Origin of the sequence: Psychrobacter sp. DM8 (assembly GCF_051307025.1) — a bacterium.
Lineage (GTDB): Bacteria > Pseudomonadota > Gammaproteobacteria > Pseudomonadales > Moraxellaceae > Psychrobacter.
This window is the reverse complement of sequence record NZ_CP195538.1, coordinates 1-25,048: the sequence shown is the minus strand read 5'-3', so window position 1 is coordinate 25,048 and position 25,048 is coordinate 1. Positions and strand designations below refer to the sequence as shown.

Below are 25,048 nucleotides of genomic sequence, written 5' to 3'. Positions count from 1 at the left end.
AGCAAGCAAGCAAGCAAGCAAGCAAGCAAGGAAAATTTATACCAGTCACGCGTCATAATACAAAGGGCTTAGTTTATTTGAAATCAACTATGTCTAATAAATTATTAATTAAGAAGAATGGTTTATGACTCAAAGCAAACAACGCCAGCAAGCCCTCGCGCCTCTAGCACGATCTGAACCTTGGGATATGCTCATTATCGGCGGCGGTATTACTGGGGCGGGCATTGCGCGTGAAGCGGCAAGGCGTGGTCTAGCGGTATTACTTATCGAGCAAAAAGACTTTGCTTGGGGCACCTCCAGCCGCTCTAGCAAAATGGTACATGGCGGATTGCGTTACATAGCTTCGGGCGACTACAAAACCACCTTACTTAGCGTCCGTGAGCGTGAGCGTATGCTCACTGAAGCAGACGGTCTGGTCAACGAGATGCACTACGTCATGCCGCATTATAAAGGCAAGTTTCCACCGCCCTGGATATTTAATACCTTATTAAGAGTCTATGACAGAATAGCGGGCAAACGTTATTTTAAATACTTTAAAAGGGACGCTTTTTTACGTCTGAATCCTAATATCAAGCAAGATAAATTTTTGGGTGCCAGCCAGTTTAGCGATGCCGTCACCGATGATTCGCGCTTAGTCATGCGTGTACTTGGTGAGGCTACCCATGACGGCGCGCACGTTATTAATTATCTCAAAGCCGAGTCGCTCATCACTAATGAGCAAGGCTTAGTCGTTGGCGCAACTTTAAAAGACACCGCTTCTAAAGATAAAGATCAAACCTATAAGGTTCACGCCAAAGTAGTGGTCAGTGCCACAGGCGCTTGGGCCGATACCTTACGTATGCAAGCCAGTAATGAAACCGAGCAAAGCTTCAAAAAGCAAATACGTCCCTCACGCGGTAGTCACTTAGTGGTCAGTCAAGAGCGCTTGCCTACCTCGCAAGCTTATACCTTCTTGCATCCTACTGATAAAAGAGCGGTATTCGTCTTTCCGTGGGAGAACCGCACTGTGCTAGGGACTACCGATTTGGATCACCCGCCACTTAATGACGAAGAAGTCGGTATCACTAGCGCCGAGGTCGATTATCTACTAGCAGCAACTAACTCATTATTTGATGATACCGATCTCAATCGAGAAGATGTCATCAGCACGTGGGCAGGCGTGCGTCCGCTGATATCCGATAGCGGCGATGGCAAACGCGTCAGCCCCAGTAAAGAAAAGCGCGATCATAGCGTTTGGCTCGATAATAATCTGGTGACCGTCAGTGGTGGCAAGCTGACTACCTTTCGCCTAATTGCCCTTGATGTGCTTGAAAAGTGTCAACAAGTGCTCGCGCTTGATGACACGACTACTCAAGAGCAAGCCATAAATGGCGACCAAGTTTTTAGTAATAAAACCCCAACCCATCCCAAATTCGCCACTTTACCAAAATCTCTACAGCAGCGCTTGCAAGGGTTTTACGGTCTACAGCTCGATAATTTATTAGAGCTGGCGCATGAAGAAGACTTAGCTTATGTCACCGATAGCAACACTATTTGGGCCGAAATTCGCTTTGCCGCACGCTTTGAGCAAGTCATACATTTAGATGACTTGTTATTAAGACGCACGCGCTTAGGTTTGATCCTGCCGCATGGCGCGATGACCCCTTTAATCAGCGCGAGACTTAAGCAAATTTGCCAAAATGAGCTGGGCTGGGATGAGCAAAAGTGGCAACAAGAAGTCGCTCGCTATACCGAGTTATGGCAACGCTATTACCATTTGCCTGCGGCTTAGTGTTTTTTATACCTACATTTAAGATACTTTAAGAGTTATGCTGTGCGGCTGGTATAAATTTTCCTTGCTTGCTGTGCGACTTCGTCACTCCAGAGGCTGCGCAAAATTCATCCCAGCAGCATATAGCAAATGTGTATCAGTTTTAACTAGAACTGAGTATAGTTAAGGACAACTATGACCGATAATTCTGCAAACCCGATTTATTTCTTAGCTATCGACAACGGCACCCAAAGCGTCCGCGCGCTTATCTTTGATCAATTCGGCAGCGAGATTGCCAAAGCCCGCGTGCCTATCGAGCCGTATTTCTCCGAGCAGCCCAATTATGCCGAGCAGCACGCCGATTACTATTGGCAAAAGCTGACGGAAGCCTGCCAGCAATTATGGCAAAGCTGCGAGATTAAACCTGAACAAATCGCCGGCGTCAGTCTCGCCACCCAGCGCTATACTATGATCTGCCTTGATAAAGACATGCAGCCGCTACGTCCTGCTATCGTTTGGATGGATTTGCGCCGCGCTGAAACTGGTGATATTGGTTTTTTAAACCCGCTCACCAAAATCATCGGCATGGGCGAGCTGGTCAAAGACGCGCAGCAAAAAGCGCGCTGTAATTGGCTCGCGCAAAACGAACCTGAGATGTGGGCAAAGACCGCGCATTACGTCAATCTCTCCGCCTACCTCACTTATCAGCTTACAAATGAACTTATCGACTCAAACGGTCACGCGGTCGGCTACCTGCCTTACGACTACAAAGCACAAAAATGGCTCAAACCCAAAGACCTCAAATGGCGACTGTTTAGCTGTACCCCCAAGCAAATGCCCAAAATCGTCCCGCCAAGCCAAACTCTCGGTAAGATAAGCGCCAAAGCTGCCGAGACCACCGGCATACCCCAAGGCACGCCAATGATTGCCGCCGCCAGTGACAAAGCCTGCGAAGCCCTTGGCGCAGCAGGTCTGGCCGCCGATACCGCATGTCTTAGCTTTGGCACCACCGCCACTATCAATACCATCTCCCCCGATTACGTCGAAATCCTCAAGCACATGCCCGCCTACACCGCCGCCGCCCCGCACTACTACAACCACGAGTACATGATTTATCGCGGTTTTTGGATGGTCAGCTGGTTCAAAGAGCAATTCGCCCACTACGAGCAACAACTTGCCAAAACCCAAGGCATCGACACCGAAAAGCTCCTCGATGCCGCCGTCAAAGACATTCCAGCAGGCTGTATGGGACTCATCATGCAGCCCTATTGGTCACCCGGCGTCCGTCATCCGGGGCTTGAAGGCAAAGGCGCGCTCATCGGTTTTGGCGATGTGCATACCCGCGCGCATGTATACCGCGCTATCTTAGAAGGACTGGCTTACGAGCTCAAACTCGGCTTTGATACCATTTCAAGGCGCACTGGCAAACCCATCAAACACCTGCGCGTCTCAGGTGGCGGCTCCCAAAGCGACGCCGCCATGCAGCTCACCGCCGACATCTTTGCCATGCCCGCCTACCGACCGCACACTTTCGATGCCACTGGCCTCGGCGCGGCCATCAACTGCGCGGTGGGTCTCGGCGTCTATCCCGACCACGCTACGGCTAGCGAAGCCATGACCCATTTAGGCGACAAATTCTTACCTATTGAAGCCAACGTACAACTCTATAAGCGCCTGTATAACGAAGTCTATCTGAAGATGTACGAGCGCCTGAAACCCTTATACCAAAGCATTCAAGACATCACAGGATATCCTGCCAAGTAGTCTAAGCAGGTTTGAGGTGTCGGCTATTGGGAGTGGTTAAAAGGTGAGGGGTTTTGGCTGATATGTTGTGGGAGCTAATCGCGCCTTTTGCTTGTATATGCATTATAGGTTCAGTCGGCTACAATTGATTCAAACCACTCTTCTCGCTCAAAATTTTAAAGTAAAATATATAAGTATAAAAAAAAGGACTTTGAAAATGAAAAACTATACAAGACTGTCTCAAACAAGGTTATCTGAAGAGTGGATATCGCAATTTGAAACTACTTACGATAAGAATATTGCGAAAGAACTTTTAGATTCCTTAAAGTATGTATCTATCAGAGAATTTGAAACAGCTTTAGAAAGTAGTTTGATAAAGCTTGTAGAAAGTACAGGAGAAAGAATAGCAGTATATCCAGTAACTGAGTCAGATACTCCTGCTTCAGTTTTTTATGGAAAAACAAAGTCAGATGGTAGACTTGAATCTAACTCTAAACCTTCTAGAGAGGGAAGGAAGAAAAAATATGGAAGTGAAGATAGAGTAGGAGGTTTTCTAGAAAAGGTAAGTTCTAGCTTAGCTTGGAATAATATGTCAAGAATAGAGTGTATACCAACTATAAATACAATTAATAATCAAGGAATAGAAAATATTGTTTTAGTAGATGATTTTTGTGGAAGTGGAGTTAGAATCTCTGGTTATTACAAAAATATTTTTCCAGCCTCTCTAAAACGGAAAATTTCTCTAAAAAAGATAAAGTTATGGTTGTTGATTTATGCAGCTAACTCTGATGGTATAAAAGCAGTACAGAAAAATATTAAATACTTTAGTAAAAATAGAGATAGAATAATAATTATATTTCCTGAAACCGAAAAAAATATGTTTAGTTTGGAAGTTAGTAGTCTTTGTAAGAAGATGGGTATGGGTTATAAAGGTTCAACTGCCAATATTGTATTTGAGCATGGTTGCCCAAACAATATTCCTAATATTCTATGGAAGAAGAAATATTCATGGAAGCCTTTATTTCCTGAAAGATCCATACCTATTGAATTACGTCCCAGCTTCGGTAATCATTCTACTGCTGATTTAGGAAGTACTTTATGGGCGTCAGGGCAAAACCAGTTAGCTCTATCTTTATACAATGCTATTGATGAAAACTGCTTAGATGGAGATAGTTCTTTGAAATTGACTGTACTGGGATTGTTAATAAAAAATGTTAGTATTGAAAATTTAGCTAAAAGAATACTCGTAGAAAAAAGCAAAATAGAAGAGATAGTAAATAGTTTGTTAGATGCAGATTTTTTATATCAGAGTGAAAATAAAGTTCTAGTTAGTTCCCTAGGTATGAATATAATCAGAGAATTTAAGAGTCGGAAAGAATCTTTATCAAATGATGGTATTGATAATACTGAAGTTATATATTACCCTACTCAGTGTGATGGGCATCCTCAGTTTCTTGGTAGACTGCCTTCTGATTCGAAGGAAGGTTGTACAGATGAGTAATAAGTAAGTTATTCTTGTCTTTAGTGGAGCACGGAGTCCGTTGTTCTAGTATTTAGCTGTTTTAAAGCGAGATGTCTATCACTCGTTTCGCTTAACGCTCTGGGTTTCTACTTCGGAAACTCGCTACGAAGCGAGTGATAGATACCCGCACGCAAGTGCGGGTTAAAGCAGGAGATTAGGGATGTCTCATCACATCTATTTAAAAAATATAAGTAATCAAGGTTTTAATACACAATATACAAATCAACTCAAAACTTATGTCACAAGGCTGAATAAGGAGTTACCAGTAATTTTTAGCTTGAAACATTTAGCTTTATTGACTGATACTCCCTATCCCATTTTATATTCTATCGTTCATAGAACTAATGATTATTATAGAGTATTTCCAATTTCCAAAAGAAGTGGAGGTAAGAGATGGATCTGCGTTCCTTCAAAATCATTACTAAAAATTCAAAGATGGATTAATAAAGAAATTCTTTCTTCAGAATTTGTCCTTAATAACATCTCTTATAATTCTACCGCATATATAAATAAGAAAGGGCATGTATTTAACGCTACACAACATTTCGGTAATAACGATATAGTTAAGTTAGATATAACTCGATTTTTCGAATCTATTTCAGAAAGGCAGGTTTTTCACGTTTTTAATAACTTGGGATATAAACCTTATGTCTGTTTCATACTGTCAAGAGTTTGTACACGAACTATTAGATTATTTTCTGATAAAAGGATGTTAACTGACCCAAAAAGATGGATTACAGATAAAGAATATAAGTTTTCAAGCTCTACCTTAAATCAAAAAGCACAGTCTCTAGGACACTTGCCACAAGGTGCTCCTACTAGTCCCTTATTATCTAATCTTATAAGTCAGAATATTGATAAGAAAATAGTAGAAATAGCAAATAATAAATATCTAACTTATACTAGATATTCGGATGACTTAGTGTTGTCAGGAGACATTGAGAGTCGTGTTGAAGCTAGTGCTCTAATCAGTGACATATCTAGAGTACTTAGAGAAGAAGGATTTAAGGTTAACTTTCAGAAAACGAAATACCGTCCTAAAGGTTCTAGACAGATTATTACTGGAATTTGTATAAATGACTCTCGCCAAATTAGAGTGCCTAGATCATATAAAGATAAAGTAAGACAAGAGTTATATTATATTAGAAAGTTTGGCTTATCTAATCATTGTTTAAAGATTGGTGTTCAGAATCCTGCAACTTATCTCTTAAGACTTGAAGGTAAAATTAAATATATTAGCTCTATCGAAAAGACTAATGGTAAAAAAATGATGGAAGAGCTGATTGAGTACGCTCCTGAAATGAAATTAATTAAAAATCTATTATAATAGATAATTTATTCTATTATATTCGAAATGTTATAGTATTTATATTATCCCCTAAACTCAGTATCATTTTTTTCAGTGTAAATATTATTCTATTTTTAGCCTATTCTAAATAAAGCAAATATTTTAGATAGTGCTGGATATTCGCCAATGACAATAATTAGCGAGTTATAGCAACACTAATTAGTAGTTCTAGCATATCGGGATCGAATGTTTCTGTAAATTTGAGCATTTTAGTATTACCTTTATTAGCACTTATATCTATACCACCTTTGAACACCTCATACCCTACTAGTTGTGCAAAAGTTAGAGAGAAATTCTTCTTTCCACCTTTATAAACCAGTCTTTTACTTGTTACGTAAAAGTCACCTTCATCTACTGTGATAATTCCTTTTTCACTTACTGAACGGCCTTTTTGTTGCCCTACTTTAAAACTCACACCTTTTGCTACTCTAATATTAACGCCTGACGATCCACCTTGATATTTCCTGCTTATAACTCTTTCTTCAAGTAAGTTTGCTCGTGCTCTAAAATGCACCTGCTCATCACCTTTTAGAATTAATCCAAAGCTGTTTGCTGACGGTAGAATACCCTTTTGAATATTGCGCAATTCTTGATGCTTGCGTAAAACGGCAAGTTGCTTAGGTATTTGTTGATCAGTCACCATCAGAGTTTGTTGTGTTTCGATGATATCTAGCTCTTCTTGTTCTGTGATAACACCATCGCTAATGATTGCTTTAAAGGCAGCATCGTACGCAGCAGAATTTACTTTTTTAAAGTCCTCTTCTTCAATATTATATTCCTCAGCAAGATTGTTGATCAGCTCTAGCTCTGCCTCAGTAATCTTACCATCTGAACATACTTCTATTAGACGCTGTTTGAAGTCTTTCTTATTAGACAAATCCTGTTTAACTGCACCTATCTTCGTAGTCAGCTTAGAAATCATATTCATCAAAATTTCCCTATAATGTTAAGTATGTTTTATACAACTATATTTTGCAGATTATAAAGTAAAGATAAAGCCCTTAACTACTATTTTACTCTTCACTTCATAAAAAGCAGCTACGTATTTATCAGCTATTATCAATTAGATAAACACAGCAGCTAGCTATAAACATTGGTTAGAACCTGAATCAATATTTGTTTATAATTTATTCTACCATTATGACCAACATTAGCCTTCTACATTTGAACTTCTAGGATTATGACCATGCGTAACATCCCTATCTTAATCGCTATATCCTGCTTACTACTAAATGCTTGTACCACAGCCAAGCCCTTAGAAGACCGAACTTCAGCTACGCAAAGCAAATACTATAATCCTAACTGTGCCCGTGCAGCTGTACCTGCTACTAATGATCCAAACGAGCCTTTTGGTCATCTGATATATGAAGATCCTTTATGTAAGAATTATTAGGATTAAACCCCACCACTAAACGCCGCATAAACCCGATTTAACCCCTCACGCAGCAGCGCCTCAGGACAGGCCACATTGATACGCATTTTCAGATGTCCCTCGCGACCATATTTAATTCCCGAGTTTAGCTCAACTTTTGCCTCGCGCAGTTTGTCATAAAGCGCCTGATTGTCCTCACCGTATGCCGAGCAATCCAGCCAAATCAAATACGACGCCTCAGGGCGCATCACCTTAATATCAGGCAAATGCCCTGCTAAAAAGTCTATTGTAATCTCAATATTTTTTTCTATATAAGCCAGCACCTGCTCAAGCCACTCGCCGCCATCTTCATAAGCACTTTGCATCACGGTATAAGCAAACAAATTTAGCTCATATTCATCATTAAACTGCTGCTGCTGGCTGATTTTTTTGATTAGCGTTTCATCTTTAGCAAATATCATCGAGCCTTTGATACCCGCTACGTTAAAGGTTTTAGTCATGGAGGTCAGGCTGACAACGTTATGCTCGTAACCTGCTGCTTCTGCTAGCTTTAATAAAGGCGTAAACGTATGACCACTTAAGGTTAAATCTTGATGAATCTCATCACTAACGATGGCTACATTATGCTTTTTACATAGCGTCAGTAGCGCTTTAAGCTCGCTCTTTGTCCACACCCGCCCGCCCGGATTATGCGGGTTGCATAGCAGGTATAGCTTTACCTTATGCTCGATTATCTTGGCTTCAATATCGGCTAAATTAAATTCATATTTACCATCTATTTCCTTTAACGCAGATGTCACAAGCCGGCGCTTATTTTGCTGCACCTTAGTCATAAACGGCGTATAAATGGGATCATTGACCAGTACCGTATCGCCTACTTCGGTAAATATACGCATCATCAATGCAAGGCTTGGCACCACGCCCGGCGAGAATAAGATATTGTCCCTCGTCAACTGCAAATCATAACGACTACCATGCCAGTTGATAATCGCATCATACAAAGCGTCGGTAGGCTTGGTATAACCCAAGATGCCGTGATCCACCACACGCTGGACACTATCCAAGATAGGCGGGGCTGCTTTAAAGTCCATATCAGCGACCCACAGCGGAATAGTATCATCGCTATAGTGCCATTTGAGTGATCCCGTCCCGCGTCTATCGATTATCTCGTCGAAATTATATGGCATTGGCATTCTCCTTTATATCAGTGAATAGCGAGTGTGTTTTTGGGCTATAACTGCTCATTCGTCGGCTTAAATAACCTTTGAGAGTTTAACACTATCATTACTTGCATGATGCGCAAGAATTAGTGTTACATTACTGTGGCGGACTCTATATCTCATCAGTTTATCGATGCCAGAGTATGCTGATAGTGCACTACTTGTGAGTTATTAGCACCCGCCCAAACCACTACCTGAGCCAAGATGGCTTATCTAAAAGGACTTAATATTATGAAAATGGACTTTTCACGACAGTCAGTACTCAAAATGAGCGTACTTACTTTAGCAATCACAGGCGTCGCTGCTTGCTCCAATATGACAACCGCCGCCGAGGCTCAACCGATGACTGCCAGTGCTACCAGCAGTACGGCCATCATTTTGGGTAATAGCGCGATGTCTACTGGCACCAACGACACCGTCGCCATTGGTAATATGGCAAACGCCGGACTTAATTCAGCGACAGCTGTCGGCGGTCAAGCCAACGCCGCAGGTCTCGGCTCAACCTCTGTCGGTTGGCAATCCAAAGCGACTGCCGAACGCGCGCAAGCCTTTGGTCATCTAGCCAGTGCAAGCGGCGTACGCTCTACCGCTGTCGGCGAAGCGGCTATGGCAGGAGGCACCAACGATACCGTCGCTGTCGGTAACAAGGCTAATGCAGGTCTAAACTCAGCAACGGCTGTGGGCGGTGAAGCCAATGCCGCAGGTCTGGGTTCAACGTCTATCGGTTGGCAGTCCAAAGCCACTGCCGAGCGCGCGCAAGCTTTTGGTCATATCGCCAATGCTAGTGGCGTTCGTTCAACCGCCGTCGGCGAGGCGGCCGCCGCACAAGGGGCAAACTCGGTAGCTGTAGGTAACAAATCTATGGCAGGCGGCATGAACAGCATCGCTATCGGTAATGGCGCAATGGCAGCAGGCAATAACCAAGTCGTCTTAGGTAGCGCCGGACAAGTACAATCGAGCACCGCATCACAGTCGGGTACGGTCAGAATAGTGACTATCGATGACAACGGCACATTAGGCACGATGCTGGTTGACTACTACAAATCCGCTCGTTAAACCATCACTGGATAATATTGGCACAGCTATAAATCAGATTAAATAATAAGACCTCGCTATGTGAACTGATCCCCAAATGTTGAACGGTTTAGTTTATATGGCGGGGTTTTTTTAGCTGTGATGATTTTTTGTAGATTAAACCGTATTCAATATAAAAAAATTGCATCAAAATCAATATGTTTTGCCAAAAATTGGACTGTCGTTGTCTGTTCGTCGGCTAAAACGACCTTTTAAAACATAATTTTATTATTAGTTTAATGACTATCAAAAATTAGTGCTACATTTATAATGCAGACTCTATGCTTTATCTAGGACAGAGGATGTTGATATTGCAAGGATTGTGACCTATTAGCATCGCCCAACTACCCACAAAGCCCAGATGGCTTTTTTAAAAGGATTTAACACTATGAAAACGGACTTTCTTCCACACTCAGCACTTAAAATTAGTGCTCTAACCTTAGCTATTGCCGCCGCCTCTTTAAGTGCTAACACTGTTATGGCAGCTGAATGTCAATTAGACAGCGGTGATACAGGAGGCGCGACTAGCTTCGGCACAGACGCTCTAGCTTGTGGCCCTAACACTAGCGCTTTCGCCGACAATGCCACCGCCGTCGGTCAAAACGCTTTTGCGTCAGATGAAAACGCTATAGCAATCGGTAACACTGCCTTTGCCTCGTTTGAAAACGCTATCTCAATTGGTGCCAACTCCCAAGCTGACGGTGTTGATGCCGTCGCGCTTGGCGGCGGTGTGTCTGAAGATGGCTCGCGCGCCGGCGCACAAGCCTTGGGCAACTCAACGACCGCCATTGGTGGTGAGTCAATTGCAGAGGGTGCAGGCGCAACTGCTATTGGTTGGCAGTCAAACGCTACTGGCGCACAGGCACAAGCTTTTGGTCATCAAGCCACCGCTACCGGCGATTTGTCTTTAGCAGTTGGTGAAGATTCTCGAGCACTAAGTGCCAACTCAACGGCCATTGGCAATCAATCTACCGCTACAGGAGTGGATGCCCTAGCGCTTGGCGATCAAGCCAACGCTAACGGCAACTCAACCACTGCAGTCGGCGGTGAGTCATCTGCTAGTGGTCCTGGCGCTACTGCTATTGGTTGGCAAGCGGTTACTCAAGGCAATCGTTCAACAGCGCTTGGGCATCAGACTTCCGCAATTGGTGTGCAATCAGTCGCCGTTGGTGAGGATGCAACGGCTACAGGCAATGGTGCCATCGCTATTGGTGGTAATAATGATATAAATAATGATGGAAACTTGGACGAAGACGGTGTTGGATCAAATGCCAATGGTAATGATGCTGTGGCTATTGGTGCTGGTGCTAGTGCTCAAGGCAACTCTACGACTGCTGTAGGCGGCGAATCAGTTGCTACGGGTGCTGGCGCAACCGCCATCGGTTGGCAGTCAGGGGCTAATGCCGAACGCGCGCAAGCTTTTGGTCATTTGGCTCAAGCAAATGGGGTAAGATCGCTAGCAGTAGGCGAAGCGGCTACCGCTGGCGGCGATAACGACACCGTCGCCATCGGCAATACCGCGAACGCTGGTAATAATTCAGCGACAGCAGTCGGTGGTCAGGCCAATGCAGCAGGTCTAGGTTCAACCTCTATCGGTTGGCAATCAAAAGCCACTGCTGAGCGCGCGCAGGCCTTTGGTCATCTCGCCAATGCGAGCGGTCTACGCTCTACCGCTGTTGGTGAGTCCGCTGCCGCTAGTTCAGACAATGCGGTCGCTATTGGTAACAACTCAGTCGCCTCAGGTCTCGATGGTGTGGCTATTGGCGGAGATAGAAGCAGTATTCGTCAAACGACGGCTTCTGGTACGTCCTCAACCGCTATTGGCGCGCAAGCGCAAGCGACGCAAGCAGGCGCAACCGCAGTAGGTTGGCAGTCGACTGCTAGCGCTGAACGCGCACAAGCTTTTGGTCACTTGGCATCGGCAACTGGCGTACGCTCTACCGCAGTCGGTGAGGCGGCAGCAGCAGGTGGTTTAAACAGTATCGCTATCGGTAATCAAGCATCTGCCGCAAACGATAACCAGATTGCTCTTGGTGGCGCAGGTCAAATTCAAGCCAGTACCGCTTCACAGTCAGGGTCGACTAACATTGTTACTACCGACGCCAACGGTACCTTGGGCGCAAGCGTTACTGTAGACTCACTGGCTACCGCCAATCAGCTGGCTAATACCAACTCCCAGCTTGCCAATACCAATACGCAAGTGGCTAATCTAGGAGTAGCATCTGCTAATAACTCAAGACAGATTAGTGATCTGCGTAGCGAGTACAATCGTCATGAAGACCGCTTGGATGAAGCCGAAGACGGCATCGCTATGGCTTTAGCGCTTGAGACCCCAGTTATCCCCTCAGGTAAACGCTATGCTATGACCTTTGGTACCGGTTATTATAATAATGGCTCAGCGCTAAGCACCTCTTTTGCTGGGCGCGTCAGTGATAGTATGACCATCTCAGCTGGTGCCGGCGTAGGGCTTGATACAGGTAAAGTGGGCGCACGTGGCGGCGTGACTTTTGCTTGGTAGACAAAGTTAATATCATTTAACCCGATAAAAAAAGCCCTGCAATTGCAGGGCTTTACGTTGATTAAAGACGTCTAATAAGCGTTTATTTTTATTTAATAGTCACTTATAAAGCTCAGTTCTCCTCTTTTTAGTTACTCCTATCAAACCCTATATTCTAAAACCCAACCGTCATTTTCCAGTAGATAAGTACCGCGCTCATGCTAAAGAACGAGCCGATTGTCGAGACGATGACGATAAAAATAGGGGCAGTGATATTAATAATGTCTAACATGGTAATCATTGCCCTTGATGTCATAAAGCAATTTTAGAATAAATATAAGTCAAAGCTCTAGCGCCCTTTAAATTCAGCCGCGCGGCGCTCTACCATCGCCATCGCACCTTCCTTTGCATCTTCTGAATGAAACAAGTGCGGTAGATAGCCATGAATATTAGCTAGAGCGCTAGCTGCGCCATTACGACTGGCATCTTGTGCTGAGGACAGTAGCCCTTGTACGCCAAGCGGGGCGGCGGTGCAGATCTCTTGTGCTATCGTTAGTGCGCGCTCATACTCTTCACCATTCGGCACCACTTCGCTGACCAAATTGAGTCTGTCTGCGGTTTGTGCATCAAAGTTCTTGCCAGTTAATAGATATGGCATTGCTTTTTGCCAACCCGCTGCCGCCACAAATCGTACCGTCGCCCCGCCAAATGGCATGATACCGCGCTGGACTTCCATTTGTGCAAAGTTGCAGTTGCTACTGGCGATAACCACATCACTATTTAGCATCAGCTCAATACCCGCGGTAAAGCAAGTGCCTTGTATCGCGACGACCACGGGTTTGCTGCGTAATTTACCACCGATGCCCCACGGGTCAATTTGCGTCTCATCAAATTCAAACGCGCCTTTGTCCCATTTATTCTGTAGCTCCATGAGATCAAGACCTGCGGTAAAGTGCTCACCATGAGCGAAAATGAGCGCACAGCGTAGATTATCATCACTCTCATATTTAGTAAGTGCTCTAGAGAGCTGCTTAATCATATGGCTGTCAAAGGCATTGCGCTTGTCGGCGCGATTAAGTCCAATCAGGCAGATGTAACCATCAGTCTCAAAGGTAATGCGGTTGTCCGTATCGTTACTTTGCGTAGTCATAGTTTTATCCTTTTTTGTTGGTATCGCTTTAATCAACGTGCTTTCAATATAGCCACCCCCACTCTATAACACAAGCAGCAAAGCCATTATCAATATAAGTTGACCTGATTTATGATAGCTGCCACTATTATGCAACTTGTAACCCTTATTAGAGCGCGTTATGGAATTTTGCACGGTTTTTTGCTGATCACTAGCGTGCACTTGCTTGCTGCCGCCTCCCCAGGTCCTGATTTTGTATTAGTTTCACAGCAGACTTTGGCAAAGGGGCGACGCACGGGTCTGATTTGTAGTCTCGGTATTACCTTAGGTCTCGCCGTCCACATTATCTATTCGGTATTGGGACTGGCAACGGTAATCGCTCACTCGCAGCCTCTACTCACCGCTATTAAATGGTTGGGCGGCGCTTATCTGATTTATTTAGGCTGGCAAGGCATTCAAGCTAAACCCATTCAAGCTAAACCTAAGTCGGTCTCGGACATAGCAGCGCCCAATACTCAAACTATTTTAGACAGTCAAAGTGTTAAACCGACAAAATCTGGCGTGAGCAACAGCGATTCTACTTTTGCTATTTTGCGTCGTGGATTTTTTTGTAATGTCTTTAATCCAAAAGCGCCTGTGTATTTCGTCGCCATATTTACCCTAGTATTATCGCCCGGTATCCCGCTTTGGCAACTGGCCATTTATGGCGTGTGGATGATGGTGTTACAGATGGCATGGTTTAGCACCGTGGTCATGCTGCTCTCTATTCCAGCAATTTTGCGCCGTTTTCAGCGCTTTGAGCACTGGATAGAGCGTATTTTAGGTACAGCAATGATTATATTAGGACTAAACCTGATTTTGCGTAGCCGATAAGATGGCTGTTAACGATGATAATCTGTTAAAATACTCGGTTATATTCACACCTTATAGCCTACTATTATGACCAATTTCTCTTCTAGAAACAGCAGTCCAAAACATAGAAACAGATCCCCAGCAACCGCGAAAAAGCTGGGGCAATTACATCCGCGTAACCCACATCAAGGTCGCTATGACTTTGCAGTATTGACGCGTGCATTACCTGAGCTTAGCGATTACACCATTACCAATCCAAAAGGTGAGTCGACGATTAATTTCTCTGATGCCAAGGCCGTACGTGTGCTCAATCAAGCACTGCTCGCGCATTATTATGGTGTCAAATTTTGGGACATACCTGAGGGTTATTTGTGCCCGCCTATTCCAGGGCGCGCTGATTATATTCACTACATCGCCGACTTGCTCGCGCAAACGACCCATGTGAGTAGCGATAATAGCCCGCCGATGGGCAAAGATATTCATGCGCTCGATATTGGCACTGGTGCCAGTGCCATCTACCCTATTATCGGCGCTCAAAGCTATGGATGGCGCTTTACCGCAAGTGATATTGATACGGTTTCTGTTAATACCGCGACGGTTATCAGCCAAGCCAATCCGAAGCTTAAGGGCGCGATCAAAGTCAAGCTGCAACCTGAACCGAAATACATCTTTAAAAACATCATCGGTCGCCAAGATTACTTCGACGTCGTGGTGTGTAACCCACCGTTTCATGCCTCATTAGAAGAAGCGATGCAGGCTAATAGCCGTAAACAGCATAATTTGCAAAGACATCGCGGCAAGAATGAAAACGCGCAAATAAGTCGCAGCTCAACAAAATCGGGTAATGCCGCGCACAACCTAAACTTTGGCGGTCAACATAAAGAGCTGTGGTCTGAGGGCGGCGAGATTGCTTTTTTAACCAAGATGATTAAAGAGAGCAAGGACTTTGCTGAGCATGTTGGTTGGTTCACAAGCTTAGTATCTAAGTCTGAAAACGTAAAACCTTTGCAGCTATTATTAAAACAACTTGATGTGGCGCAGATGCGCATTATCGAGATGAGTCAAGGTCAAAAGAGCACGCGAGTGCTAGCATGGCGTTTTACCATGGATGAAGCACAAGAGAGTTAATCTATTCATAGGCACATATTTTTATAGGTTTCACATGGAACAATACGTTTTACAAAGAATGCTATATAGTTTCACGTGAAACCAAAAAGACCACTTCATTTTTGAGTGGTCTTTTTTAATAGCGTTTAGAAATGTTTTTTAGGTAAAGAACAGTATCTTAAGTCCTATACCAATAAGTACCACACCGCCCACCATTTCTGCTCTATCCTCAAGCCAAGTTCCTGATTTTCGGCCTAGATACACGCCAAAGAAGCTAAAGATTGCTGTAGTTATGCCGATAATGAAACAGGCTAACCAAGCATTTAAGGCTAATACGTTAAGTGTAAAACCTGCGACCATAGCGTCGATACTGGTTGCAATAGCAAGGGTCAATAACGTGCGCTGAGCAATAGTGTCCTGTACACAAAGGTTTTTATCAGTATGAGCTCCATTATCTCCCGCTTCACTTTGCTCATTGCGTACGACCTCATAAAGCATCTTTGCACCAATACCAATAAGGATAAAACCGCCTATCCAAGGTGCAACAGCAGCAAACCACCCTATCACCGCTACGCCCAATAAATAACCGATCAGAGGCATCACGCCCTGTGCAATGCCAAAATATAACGCGATATAGATAGCTAAACGTCGTAAATATAAGCGGTTTTTATGTTGTGACTGCGCGCCAAGCCCTATAGCAACGGCAAAAGCGTCCATTGCCAAAGCGATTGCTAGTAGTATGACTTCTATCATTTATAACTTACTCATTCTTGTTTCACGTGGAACGTCTTAAGGTATTGACAATGACTGGTTTTAAGGTAGTTACGACTCAACCCTATCCCAAAAGCTGTACTTTTTACCGTGTTTTTTCTGAATAGAATCCACATAATTCTTATGATGGTCAAGACCCATATAGCCAGCATCAGATCTATTAATAAAAGCATCTAACTTGACTAAGTGCTTGTAGTAGCGAGCTGCATGTCCATACGCCATACTGCGATCATTCTCCAAGATATCATTGAGTAGGCTGCGGTAGATGACCACTCGAATAAGATGAGTCTCATCAGGAAGTTGTTTAAGCCACCGAGTCAAAGTCGTATAGTGCATATCGTCAAACTCATCTTGGCGCGCGATAGCGACCTGATTGGCGCGCGTCGTCTCTTTAACTTCAAGCCATAATCCTATCGCAATGATGACATCATCTTGTTGATCAGCCAGCTCGTAGGTTTTTTTGCGTAAGTCGGCTTGCTGGGCTGGTGTAGCAATCGCCATAATCTGCTCAAAAAGTGCAGGCGTTGGCTCAAGCTCAAATGCTGTATTTAATACGTCTAGTTGTAGTGCAACATTATTTTGCTGCGCATAAACTCTATTGAGCCAGTGTAGACACTCTGTCTCTGGGACATGATGACTATCTTGCCAGTCTTTGGTCAAATAACGCAAAGCAGTATGGTAAGCGTCTTGCTCAAGCATAAACGTGATAAACATTTTAAACTCATATAACGAAAACACTCTATGAGTATTTAAATACAAGTACATCTCTTCGAACACGTCGATATCGCCTAGTGCCCACGCTAGATCTGTAAGTGCGGTCTCAAGATATTTTTTGTGGATACTATTAGCGCTGTTTTGCTCATCAAAACTAGGCTTGGAACCATCAAAAAAATCATTAAAAGCATCGTTAAGTAGCGTCTGATAATCGTATTTGTAATCCTCAATCAGGCCTTGTATCTCTATTGATGTAAACAGCTGATCTACGCCTCGCAGAATATGGTCTTTAGTGCCATAGTCATTATCACAAGCTATAGACTTTACTTTTTCCATCCACGCATGGCGGACGATATCTTTCTCATCTATGCCAGCAGCCTGCAATTCTTGCTCGTAACATCTAGTCGCTACTTGTAGCCATAACGAGGTCAGATTCTGGTAAATATCAATGACATCACCGTTTGAGTCATCAATCCGCTCAAAGGTAGGTTCTGTAGAATCAATAAATAGCTCAAGCAGCTCTAAACACGCTTGCGCTTGCTCAGGATATAGACTCATAACATCATCTACGAGGTAATGTAGCTCAGTCACAAAATCGCTATACTCCCAAAAGTTTAACGATTTTCGGCGGCGTCTGAGTCCTTTTAAGGTAGAAGTTAGCTTTTTAATCAGTTTAGGTTTGTCTGATTGTAGTAATAGACGCTCAATCTTTTTATCAAGCAGCTTGTCCATACCTTGCACATCAGCCACAAAATTAACCAAAGTCGCCTTAGGCAGCTTTGATAGACACGCCTTTTGCTGATCATCTAACATAGATAGTCCTTAAGCTATTTTTAAATTATCACCTAAAATGATAAAACAATATCTCACTATTAAATGGGTTTCACATGAAACAAAAAAGCCAGATACTTGCAGTATCTGACTCCTTATAAACCCTCAACCTATTTTAGGACGGGACAAATAAAAGTAAACACTATACTAGATATCAAGATTAGAGACTGTCAACGCATTCTCTTCAATAAAGGCGCGGCGCGGCTCGACATGATCACCCATAAGACAGGTAAACATATGATCTGCAGCAATGGCATCCTCAATAGTCACACGTAGCATACGGCGATTTTCTGGATCCATCGTCGTATCCCAGAGTTGATCGGCATTCATCTCACCCAGACCTTTATAACGCTGAATCGCAAGGCCACGGCGCGCGTCTAACATCATCTGCTGCCATAGATAGTCAAAGTCGCGGACTGGAATGTCTTTGGTCGTGCCAGCAGTATTCTCACGGCGGATAAACGCACTGTCATCTAGTAGCGTATTCCATTCGCTCGATAAACGCAGCAGCCGAGTATACTCACCTGAATTGATAAAGCTGGCATCAAGCAAGTAATGATGGGCTAATTGATGGACGTAAATGGTGACACGTGGTAGCCACTGCGCTTTGGTCGATAGCATCTCGCTATTAGACGCTGTCTGTATTTGGGCATCGGTGTTATCAGCCAATAGCTCAGGTTGCGGCTTCATGCCTAATAAATCAGCAGCAGCAGCATCCATCTCGCTTGCATCCGTTTTTGGCGCGTGAATATTGACCAGTTCGATCTCAGGATTTAAATCACTACCAAAGTGATCAAGCTGAGTCTGTAATGATGTACGCCACTCCTCCATAGACGCCTTATCATAAGTCATATCCGTGCTCAGCTTCGGCGTGTGCGTCAATGCATCAAGTAGCAACGCAGGATAACGAATCTGCAAACGCGCTTTTATTAGCTGCGTCTGGTTATAATCGTTCAATAAAGTCTCAAGCGCTTGACCAGTAATCGCAGGCGCGTCCGCACTTACATGCAGCTTAGTATTATCTATCGTTGATGATAATAAATAAGCTTTGAGTGCTTCATCGTCTTTTAAGTACAGCTCTTGGCGACCTTTTTTGACTTTGTATAGTGGCGGCTGAGCGATATAAATGTAGCCGCGCTCAATAAGCTCAGGTGTTTGGCGGAAAAAGAAAGTCAACAGTAGCGTACGAATGTGCGAACCATCAACGTCCGCATCAGTCATGATGATGATTTTGTGATAGCGGACTTTGTCAGGATTATACTCATCAGGACCGATACCGCAGCCAAGCGCAGTAATGAGCGTACCGACCTCAGCTGAGGACAGCATTTTATCAAAACGCGCGCGCTCGACGTTTAGGATTTTACCTTTTAGCGGTAAAATTGCCTGCGTTTTGCGGCTACGACCTTGTTTGGCTGAACCGCCAGCAGAGTCACCCTCCACTATGTATAGCTCAGATAACGCAGGGTCTTTTTCTTGGCAATCAGCCAATTTACCTGGCAGACCTGCAATGTCTAAAGTGGTCTTGCGGCGCGTCATCTCACGGGCTTTACGAGCGGCGTCACGAGCACGCGCGGCATCGATAATTTTGCCTGCAATTGCTTTAGCTGCGCTTGGATTCTCTAATAAAAAGTCATTAAACTTATCATGCATCGCCGATTCGACCGCAGATTTGACTTCGCTAGATACCAGCTTGTCTTTGGTCTGACTTGAGAACTTAGGATCGGGTACTTTGACAGAGACGATAGCGGTCAAGCCTTCACGCGCATCATCACCTGTCGCCGTGACTTTTTCTTTTTTAAACAGATTCTCACGATCCATATAAGTATTTAGTACGCGAGTCAGTGCCGAGCGAAAGCCTGATAGATGCGTACCACCGTCGCGCTGCGGAATATTATTGGTAAAGCATAATACCTTTTCGTTATAAGTATCGGTCCACTGCAACGCCACTTCTACACCGATGCCGTCATCTTGGTCGCTGTTAAAATGGAAAATCTCATTGATGCCGTCTTTGCCAGCATTGATGTAGCTTACGAACTCAGACAAGCCGCCTTTGTGCTCAAATTCATGGCGTTTATCGATACGCTCATCTGTCAGGACAATACGTACGCCTGAGTTTAAAAATGATAGCTCACGCAAACGTTTTGCTAAAATATCGTACTCAAAGATCGTACCTGTGAACACATCAGTACTTGGATAAAAACGGATTTGCGTCCCTGTTCTATCGGTCGCCTCCATCTGCTGAATATCGCTATCAGGCACGCCATCGGTATAAGTCTGCTGGTAATGAAAACCCTCACGCCAGATGTTCATCTCAAGCTTTTTGGACAGCGCATTGACCACAGAGACGCCAACACCGTGCAAGCCGCCTGAGACTTTATAACTGTTATCATCGAACTTACCACCAGCGTGCAGTACTGTCATGATGACTTGCGCCGCTGATACGCCTTCCTCCGGATGGATATCCACAGGAACGCCGCGACCATTGTCCATAACGCTAACCGACTCATCTTCGTGAATGATAATATCAATCTGATCACAGTGACCAGCTAAGGCCTCATCAATTGAGTTATCAACGACCTCAAAGACCATATGATGAAGACCGGTGCCATCATCAGTATCACCGATATACATCCCAGGGCGCACGCGTACCGCTTCAAGACCACGCAATACGCGGATGTCTTTGGAGCTATAATCTGAAGGCAATCCTTCAGGGGTAATGGTTTCAACGATGCTATCTGTTTGTAATTCTGCTGACATCAGTTGCTCGTTATCGATAGGTAATGACTCACTCATGTGCATTCCTTAGTCTAGCCATAATCAGTTGCTTATCATAAGCACGCGTCTGTAGTGAGGCGAGCATAATGTTATCTTGGACTCAAATAGTTGAACTTGATGTGATAAAAATTAAAACAATCTCAGCGCTTATCAGCACTCATTGCTTGTAGATTTATATAAATATAAAACCTTTAATAATCAGTTGCTTGAATAGATATAGAGGCTTAGAATCGCTCGTTTTTTACCTTAAGATAATTTGCTGAATATAGGACAAAAATAAAGCCCTATTTTAGCATTTTTTTGCTCGTAAGTCACTGTTTGCTGGCATATTCTAGCAATAGAATCACTATCTCATTCAGTAGCCAAAAGGATGCCTTGTTTCATGTGAAACACTGTAGAATATGACCAATAACGATTGATGAATGCAATGACATCTTCGGTCAAACTGGTCATAAAGACCTGACACGGAAGCTTTGCTAGTGTGGACAATAAAATATCAAGCGCCCTACCATCTAGCTCTGCGGTAATATCATCTAAGAGTACAACTGGGGTTATAGATAGATCTAATCTAGAACCAATATCCTTTATGCTGACATCATCTGACTTTTCTTGGTCAGCAAACTGCGTACTCAGTACTTGTTTATTAAGCAGTAGAGGCAACTGTGATAAGCGTAAAGCGGTAATCAGTAGCTTTTTCTCGCCGCGAGATAAGACGTTAGCGGCCTGCTCTTTTAAGGTTGGTAGTTTTATCGCATTATCAGTTACTGGTTTAGACTTGTCATCATTTGAGCGCCAATGCACATGTATATCGGCGCGGTGGCTGCCGATACGAGTATAACCCAGTTGCAAATCCTGACTTAAACGCTCATTGAGCTGCTCATCAAGAGGTTTTGTAGCGTCAAAGCCTGCATTGTAGCTCAAGCTCAGCTGATCTGCGTAAGACGGCAATAGCTGTGCGATACTTTGCGCAAAAAAGGGTCGCCAAGCATCAAATACTTGCTCGCGGTAGTGATGGATAAGCGCTGCATGATTGGCAAGACCTTTATCCCAAGACTTTAACTCGTTGAGTTGTGTTTGGCTTAAGCTACTGCTTTGTTTGAGTAAACTGTTACGCTGCTTAAGCAAGCGCTGATAGGAGACCCACTGCGAATGAAAGCCTGGTTTCATGTGAAACACGAGCCAGTCGAGCAATTGACGCCGACTAGCACTGCCCTGCTCTAACATATCCATAGTAGAGGGATCAATTAGTAGCGTTGGTAGCTGCTCAGTCAGAGCGCTTTGCGTATAAACAGTGTTTTGGTTCAAACGTAATATGGTAGTTGCATCGAGCTGTTTTTGAATAGCAATAGTACGATCTGCCGACAGAGTGGCATGTACCGTCGTTGCAGGCTGATAATGTTGAATATAGCGTTTAGGCTGATGATGACGAAAGCTTTTGCCACGGGATAACAAGAATATCGCCTCAAGTAGAGACGTCTTCCCACTACCATTAGCACCAATAATGATGTTGCAAGCTGAGGCTTTGAGACTTAGGTTATCAAGGTTGCGTAAATGCGAGACTTGTAGACGTTCAATCATATAACTACCTAATAATATATTTTAGTCTATAAATCATCGCATCTTAGAGTGTGAAGCACTATATACGCATAGGCATGATGACGTATTGATGAAACTCATCACCCAATTGGTTGACTAGTACTGAGGCATTAGATTGGCTCATATGCATTTGCAAATCTCCTTGGATCACTCCAAGAACGTCTTGCAAGTAAGCGGCATTGAATGACAGCTCCATCGGCTCGCCACTATATTTAGCTTGTAGCATCTCGATAGCTTCGTCCTGCTCGGCATTGTTAGCACGAACCTCAACCATACCGTCGCTGGCAAAGTTAAACACGACGCCGCGCGATTTTTCATTACTCAAAATAGCAACGCGGCGTAATACATCCATCATTTTTTCTTGATTAAATAGTGCAAGCTTATCTGTATTACTTGGCATAACGCGGCGATAGTCAGGGAATTTGCCATCGATAAGGCGCGCAGTAAAAGTGACCATCAAGTCCGTGCTCACCTGCCCTGTACTATCAACGTTACCAAACGGCAAGCTGACTTGCAAAAACTCTCGGCCAAAGCTAAGCGTTACTGCATTATCTTGCTCACCGAGCATTTTACCAAGCTCAGAGGCCAAACGCTCAAGCTCAATAACGGCCTTGCGCGGCAAAATAGCTTGCATATTCAACTCTTGACTGACATCAACCACGCTGCGAGCCAAAGCCAGTCTATGGCCATCAGTCGCAACAGTCGTGAGCTGCTGCTCTGCAACATCAAACAACATACCCGTTAGGTAATAGCGCACATCTTGAATCGCCATCGCAAATTGTGTTTTGTGAATTAAGTCCAATAGATGGCTACGGCTGATGTTTAGAGGCGTGATACTTTCAGGATTGCCCAAGCTTGGATAGTCTTCGCTTGGCAGCGTTCCTAAGGTAAATCGACTCTTACCACTAGTTAATAGGCAGCGCTCATTGGCTTGCGTTGCTAGATTGACTTGCGCTTGCGCTGGTAGCGATTTACAAATATCCTTTAGTTTGGTGGCAGGTAGTGTCGTTGCACCCGCTTCGATACAAGCGCCTGCTGGCAGCTTTAGAGTCGATGTCAATTCTACCTCTAAATCAGAAGCCGTTAAGATCAGTTCAGACTCGGATAATTGAAGCTTAATATTACCCAAGATAACCATATTATGGCGCTTGTCAGCAGCTTTGGCGATCAGGTTAATGGCTTTTAGTAACGACTCTCGATTAATCGATAATTGCATGCTTAATTACTCTTATTTAAAGGGCTTTTTGGTTTATTATAAACCATTATTGTAGGCGACAACATAGCCGTAATACTAGGCTTTAAGCGGCTTGTAGCATCATAGATAACGACTTGTAGTCTTTGTCAAAAGCAGGATCCATTGAGCGCAGTTGAGCGACTTTGTCACAGGCGTGCATTACAGTAGTATGATCACGTCCGCCAAATGACTGACCAATATCAGGATAGCTATCACCAGTGAGCTCGCGAGCTAAAGACATTGCAATCTGGCGTGGTCTGGCAATACTTCGAGTGCGTTTGCGTCCCATCAGATCCTTTACGCTAATATTGTAATACTCAGCAACCACTTTGCGTATGTTATCCATATTTACCGCTTGCACACGCATCGCGATAATGTCTTTTAGCGCATACTGTACCATCTCAAGCGTAATTGGTGCACCTGTCAGATTGGCATTGGCAAAAACTTGATTTAGAGCACCTTCTAGACGCCTGACGTTCGACACCACATTTTGTGCGATAAACAATGCACAGTCCTTAGGTAATACCATACCAAAGGAAGCGGCCTTTTTTTGTAGTATCTGCACCCTAGTATCAATCTCAGGGGGATCAACTGCAACTGTCAAACCCCAAGCAAATCGTGAACGAAAACGTTCATCAAATTCAGTCATTTGCGAAGGGTGACGATCTGAGGCCAGAATCAGCTGCTTATCACCACTAGTAAAGTCAGCAAATAAAGTCAAAAACTCATCACTGCTTTTAGTCTTTCCAGCCAAAACATGAATATCATCTACAATAAGTAGATCTACTTTTTTTATTTTCTTCTTAAAATCTTCTATTTTATTATTTCTTAATGAGTAAACTAATTGGTTAATAAATTTTTCAGAAGTAAAATAATAAAAACTTCTATTGTTTTTTATAAAGCGATGCGCAACAGAATGCATTAAATGCGTTTTTCCCAATCCTGAAGGTCCATATATAAATAAAGGATTGTGCCTATTTTTTGATTGACGTTTACTTAGCTCATAACAGGCTTTGTAAGCTAGGTTATTAGACTTGCCTGTAACAAAGCTGTCAAAGGTAAAATCAGGATTTAGATAACTCAAAGACTTAGTATCAGCAGACTCCATAAGCTGAGCATGTTGCTGCAAGCCTGTATCGTAACTCAATAACTCATTATTCTCACTATTGGTAGTAACTTTTGAGTTTGTCTGGAGTAGGGTAGAGGCGTCACTTGTGACTTGAGAGGCATTATTTTCATCACTATAAGACCCGTCATTGTGACCTGTATTGTCAACTCGAACAACGACTTCATCAATACTACCTTGACTATGTTTGGCAACCAGCTGCTGGATATCTTGTAGATGATTCTTTTTAATATAAGAGACAAAGTAATCATTAGGCGCGCGAATGACCAACGTTTTTGATTCTTGATGTGCTGACAAAGGTCTTAGCCACATCGTAAAAACGTTGTCTTTGACGTGATAACGTAAGTCGTCTAAGCACTTATCCCAAATGGTTGCAGTCTCTATCAT

The 25,048-nt window shown here is 43.7% G+C and carries 18 protein-coding genes; 9 read left to right on the top strand and 9 right to left on the bottom strand.

What is annotated here, in order from left to right; translation table 11 throughout:
- Positions 1–124 precede the first annotated feature (124 nt).
- From ACR64J_RS00090 to ACR64J_RS00075, 4 genes are all read left to right on the top strand, one after another.
- On the top strand, positions 125–1,771 hold the full coding sequence (locus tag ACR64J_RS00090) for a glycerol-3-phosphate dehydrogenase/oxidase (RefSeq protein WP_435949952.1): 1,647 nt from the start codon (positions 125–127) through the stop codon (positions 1,769–1,771).
- Between the two features lie 174 nt (positions 1,772–1,945).
- Positions 1,946–3,514 (top strand): FGGY-family carbohydrate kinase, encoded by a 1,569-nt coding sequence (locus tag ACR64J_RS00085; protein ID WP_435949951.1) that lies wholly within the window; start codon positions 1,946–1,948, stop codon positions 3,512–3,514.
- 196 nt (positions 3,515–3,710) lie between these two features.
- Positions 3,711–4,994 carry a phosphoribosyltransferase-like protein gene (locus ACR64J_RS00080; RefSeq protein WP_435949950.1) on the top strand — a complete coding sequence of 428 codons (1,284 nt, stop codon included), beginning with the start codon at positions 3,711–3,713 and terminating at the stop codon, positions 4,992–4,994.
- A gap of 181 nt (positions 4,995–5,175) precedes the next feature.
- Positions 5,176–6,342 (top strand): reverse transcriptase family protein, encoded by a 1,167-nt coding sequence (locus ACR64J_RS00075; RefSeq protein WP_435949949.1) that lies wholly within the window; start codon positions 5,176–5,178, stop codon positions 6,340–6,342.
- 157 nt (positions 6,343–6,499) lie between these two features.
- Here the strand turns inward: ACR64J_RS00075 and ACR64J_RS00070 are convergent, their stop codons facing one another.
- The gene (locus ACR64J_RS00070) at positions 6,500–7,291 is read right to left on the bottom strand and encodes a hypothetical protein (protein ID WP_435949948.1); all 792 of its coding nucleotides are present in this window, start codon (positions 7,289–7,291) and stop codon (positions 6,500–6,502) included.
- A 258-nt stretch (positions 7,292–7,549) separates the two neighbouring features.
- On the opposite strand from ACR64J_RS00070, the gene ACR64J_RS00065 reads away from it, so the two are divergent.
- A complete protein-coding gene (locus tag ACR64J_RS00065; protein WP_435949947.1) occupies positions 7,550–7,756 on the top strand; it encodes a hypothetical protein in 207 nt (68 codons plus the stop codon).
- A gap of 2 nt (positions 7,757–7,758) precedes the next feature.
- Here ACR64J_RS00065 and ACR64J_RS00060 read toward each other — a convergent pair whose 3' ends face one another.
- Positions 7,759–8,922 carry a MalY/PatB family protein gene (locus ACR64J_RS00060; protein WP_435949946.1) on the bottom strand — a complete coding sequence of 388 codons (1,164 nt, stop codon included), beginning with the start codon at positions 8,920–8,922 and terminating at the stop codon, positions 7,759–7,761.
- Positions 8,923–9,186: 264 nt separating this feature from the next.
- Here ACR64J_RS00060 and ACR64J_RS00055 point away from each other — a divergent pair, with 264 nt between their 5' ends.
- Both ACR64J_RS00055 and ACR64J_RS00050 read left to right on the top strand, forming a co-directional pair.
- Complete coding sequence (locus tag ACR64J_RS00055; RefSeq protein WP_435949945.1) at positions 9,187–10,011, top strand: hypothetical protein; 825 nt, start codon at positions 9,187–9,189, stop codon at positions 10,009–10,011.
- Positions 10,012–10,417: 406 nt separating this feature from the next.
- On the top strand, positions 10,418–12,547 hold the full coding sequence (locus ACR64J_RS00050; protein WP_435949944.1) for a hypothetical protein: 2,130 nt from the start codon (positions 10,418–10,420) through the stop codon (positions 12,545–12,547).
- A 328-nt stretch (positions 12,548–12,875) separates the two neighbouring features.
- On the opposite strand, the gene ACR64J_RS00045 is transcribed toward ACR64J_RS00050, so the two are convergent.
- A complete protein-coding gene (locus ACR64J_RS00045) occupies positions 12,876–13,676 on the bottom strand; it encodes a crotonase/enoyl-CoA hydratase family protein (protein ID WP_435949943.1) in 801 nt (266 codons plus the stop codon).
- Between the two features lie 129 nt (positions 13,677–13,805).
- Here ACR64J_RS00045 and ACR64J_RS00040 point away from each other — a divergent pair, with 129 nt between their 5' ends.
- Positions 13,806–14,528, top strand: a complete 723-nt coding sequence (locus ACR64J_RS00040; protein ID WP_435949942.1) for a LysE family translocator — start codon at positions 13,806–13,808, stop codon at positions 14,526–14,528.
- Positions 14,529–14,594: 66 nt separating this feature from the next.
- Complete coding sequence (rlmF, locus tag ACR64J_RS00035) at positions 14,595–15,635, top strand: 23S rRNA (adenine(1618)-N(6))-methyltransferase RlmF (RefSeq protein ID WP_435949941.1); 1,041 nt, start codon at positions 14,595–14,597, stop codon at positions 15,633–15,635.
- A 138-nt stretch (positions 15,636–15,773) separates the two neighbouring features.
- Here rlmF and ACR64J_RS00030 read toward each other — a convergent pair whose 3' ends face one another.
- The 6 genes from ACR64J_RS00030 to dnaA all read right to left on the bottom strand — a co-directional run bounded on the left by ACR64J_RS00030 (position 15,774) and on the right by dnaA (position 25,048).
- Complete coding sequence (locus ACR64J_RS00030; RefSeq protein WP_435949940.1) at positions 15,774–16,367, bottom strand: manganese efflux pump MntP; 594 nt, start codon at positions 16,365–16,367, stop codon at positions 15,774–15,776.
- Positions 16,368–16,436: 69 nt separating this feature from the next.
- On the bottom strand, positions 16,437–17,912 hold the full coding sequence (locus tag ACR64J_RS00025) for a DUF6880 family protein (protein ID WP_435949939.1): 1,476 nt from the start codon (positions 17,910–17,912) through the stop codon (positions 16,437–16,439).
- A gap of 165 nt (positions 17,913–18,077) precedes the next feature.
- Positions 18,078–20,687, bottom strand: a complete 2,610-nt coding sequence (gyrB, locus tag ACR64J_RS00020; protein ID WP_435951082.1) for a DNA topoisomerase (ATP-hydrolyzing) subunit B — start codon at positions 20,685–20,687, stop codon at positions 18,078–18,080.
- A 369-nt stretch (positions 20,688–21,056) separates the two neighbouring features.
- Positions 21,057–22,283, bottom strand: coding sequence for a DNA replication/repair protein RecF (gene recF, locus ACR64J_RS00015; RefSeq protein ID WP_435949938.1), 1,227 nt, complete (start codon positions 22,281–22,283; stop codon positions 21,057–21,059).
- Between the two features lie 58 nt (positions 22,284–22,341).
- Positions 22,342–23,517, bottom strand: coding sequence for a DNA polymerase III subunit beta (gene dnaN / locus ACR64J_RS00010; protein ID WP_435949937.1), 1,176 nt, complete (start codon positions 23,515–23,517; stop codon positions 22,342–22,344).
- 82 nt (positions 23,518–23,599) lie between these two features.
- Positions 23,600–25,048, bottom strand: coding sequence for a chromosomal replication initiator protein DnaA (dnaA, locus tag ACR64J_RS00005; RefSeq protein WP_435949936.1), 1,449 nt, complete (start codon positions 25,046–25,048; stop codon positions 23,600–23,602).

What these genes read in the sequence shown, in the direction of transcription:
- ACR64J_RS00090 (WP_435949952.1), top strand. Translation starts at nt 125, where the DNA reads ATGACTCAAAGCAAACAACGCCAGCAAGCCCTCGCGCCTCTAGCACGA.
- ACR64J_RS00085 (WP_435949951.1), top strand. Translation starts at nt 1,946, where the DNA reads ATGACCGATAATTCTGCAAACCCGATTTATTTCTTAGCTATCGACAAC.
- ACR64J_RS00080 (WP_435949950.1), top strand. Translation starts at nt 3,711, where the DNA reads ATGAAAAACTATACAAGACTGTCTCAAACAAGGTTATCTGAAGAGTGG.
- ACR64J_RS00075 (WP_435949949.1), top strand. Translation starts at nt 5,176, where the DNA reads ATGTCTCATCACATCTATTTAAAAAATATAAGTAATCAAGGTTTTAAT.
- ACR64J_RS00070 (WP_435949948.1), bottom strand. Translation starts at nt 7,291, where the DNA reads ATGAATATGATTTCTAAGCTGACTACGAAGATAGGTGCAGTTAAACAG.
- ACR64J_RS00065 (WP_435949947.1), top strand. Translation starts at nt 7,550, where the DNA reads ATGCGTAACATCCCTATCTTAATCGCTATATCCTGCTTACTACTAAAT.
- ACR64J_RS00060 (WP_435949946.1), bottom strand. Translation starts at nt 8,922, where the DNA reads ATGCCATATAATTTCGACGAGATAATCGATAGACGCGGGACGGGATCA.
- ACR64J_RS00055 (WP_435949945.1), top strand. Translation starts at nt 9,187, where the DNA reads ATGAAAATGGACTTTTCACGACAGTCAGTACTCAAAATGAGCGTACTT.
- ACR64J_RS00050 (WP_435949944.1), top strand. Translation starts at nt 10,418, where the DNA reads ATGAAAACGGACTTTCTTCCACACTCAGCACTTAAAATTAGTGCTCTA.
- ACR64J_RS00045 (WP_435949943.1), bottom strand. Translation starts at nt 13,676, where the DNA reads ATGACTACGCAAAGTAACGATACGGACAACCGCATTACCTTTGAGACT.
- ACR64J_RS00040 (WP_435949942.1), top strand. Translation starts at nt 13,806, where the DNA reads ATGCAACTTGTAACCCTTATTAGAGCGCGTTATGGAATTTTGCACGGT.
- rlmF (WP_435949941.1), top strand. Translation starts at nt 14,595, where the DNA reads ATGACCAATTTCTCTTCTAGAAACAGCAGTCCAAAACATAGAAACAGA.
- ACR64J_RS00030 (WP_435949940.1), bottom strand. Translation starts at nt 16,367, where the DNA reads ATGATAGAAGTCATACTACTAGCAATCGCTTTGGCAATGGACGCTTTT.
- ACR64J_RS00025 (WP_435949939.1), bottom strand. Translation starts at nt 17,912, where the DNA reads ATGTTAGATGATCAGCAAAAGGCGTGTCTATCAAAGCTGCCTAAGGCG.
- gyrB (WP_435951082.1), bottom strand. Translation starts at nt 20,687, where the DNA reads ATGTCAGCAGAATTACAAACAGATAGCATCGTTGAAACCATTACCCCT.
- recF (WP_435949938.1), bottom strand. Translation starts at nt 22,283, where the DNA reads ATGATTGAACGTCTACAAGTCTCGCATTTACGCAACCTTGATAACCTA.
- dnaN (WP_435949937.1), bottom strand. Translation starts at nt 23,517, where the DNA reads ATGCAATTATCGATTAATCGAGAGTCGTTACTAAAAGCCATTAACCTG.
- dnaA (WP_435949936.1), bottom strand. Translation starts at nt 25,048, where the DNA reads ATGATAGAGACTGCAACCATTTGGGATAAGTGCTTAGACGACTTACGT.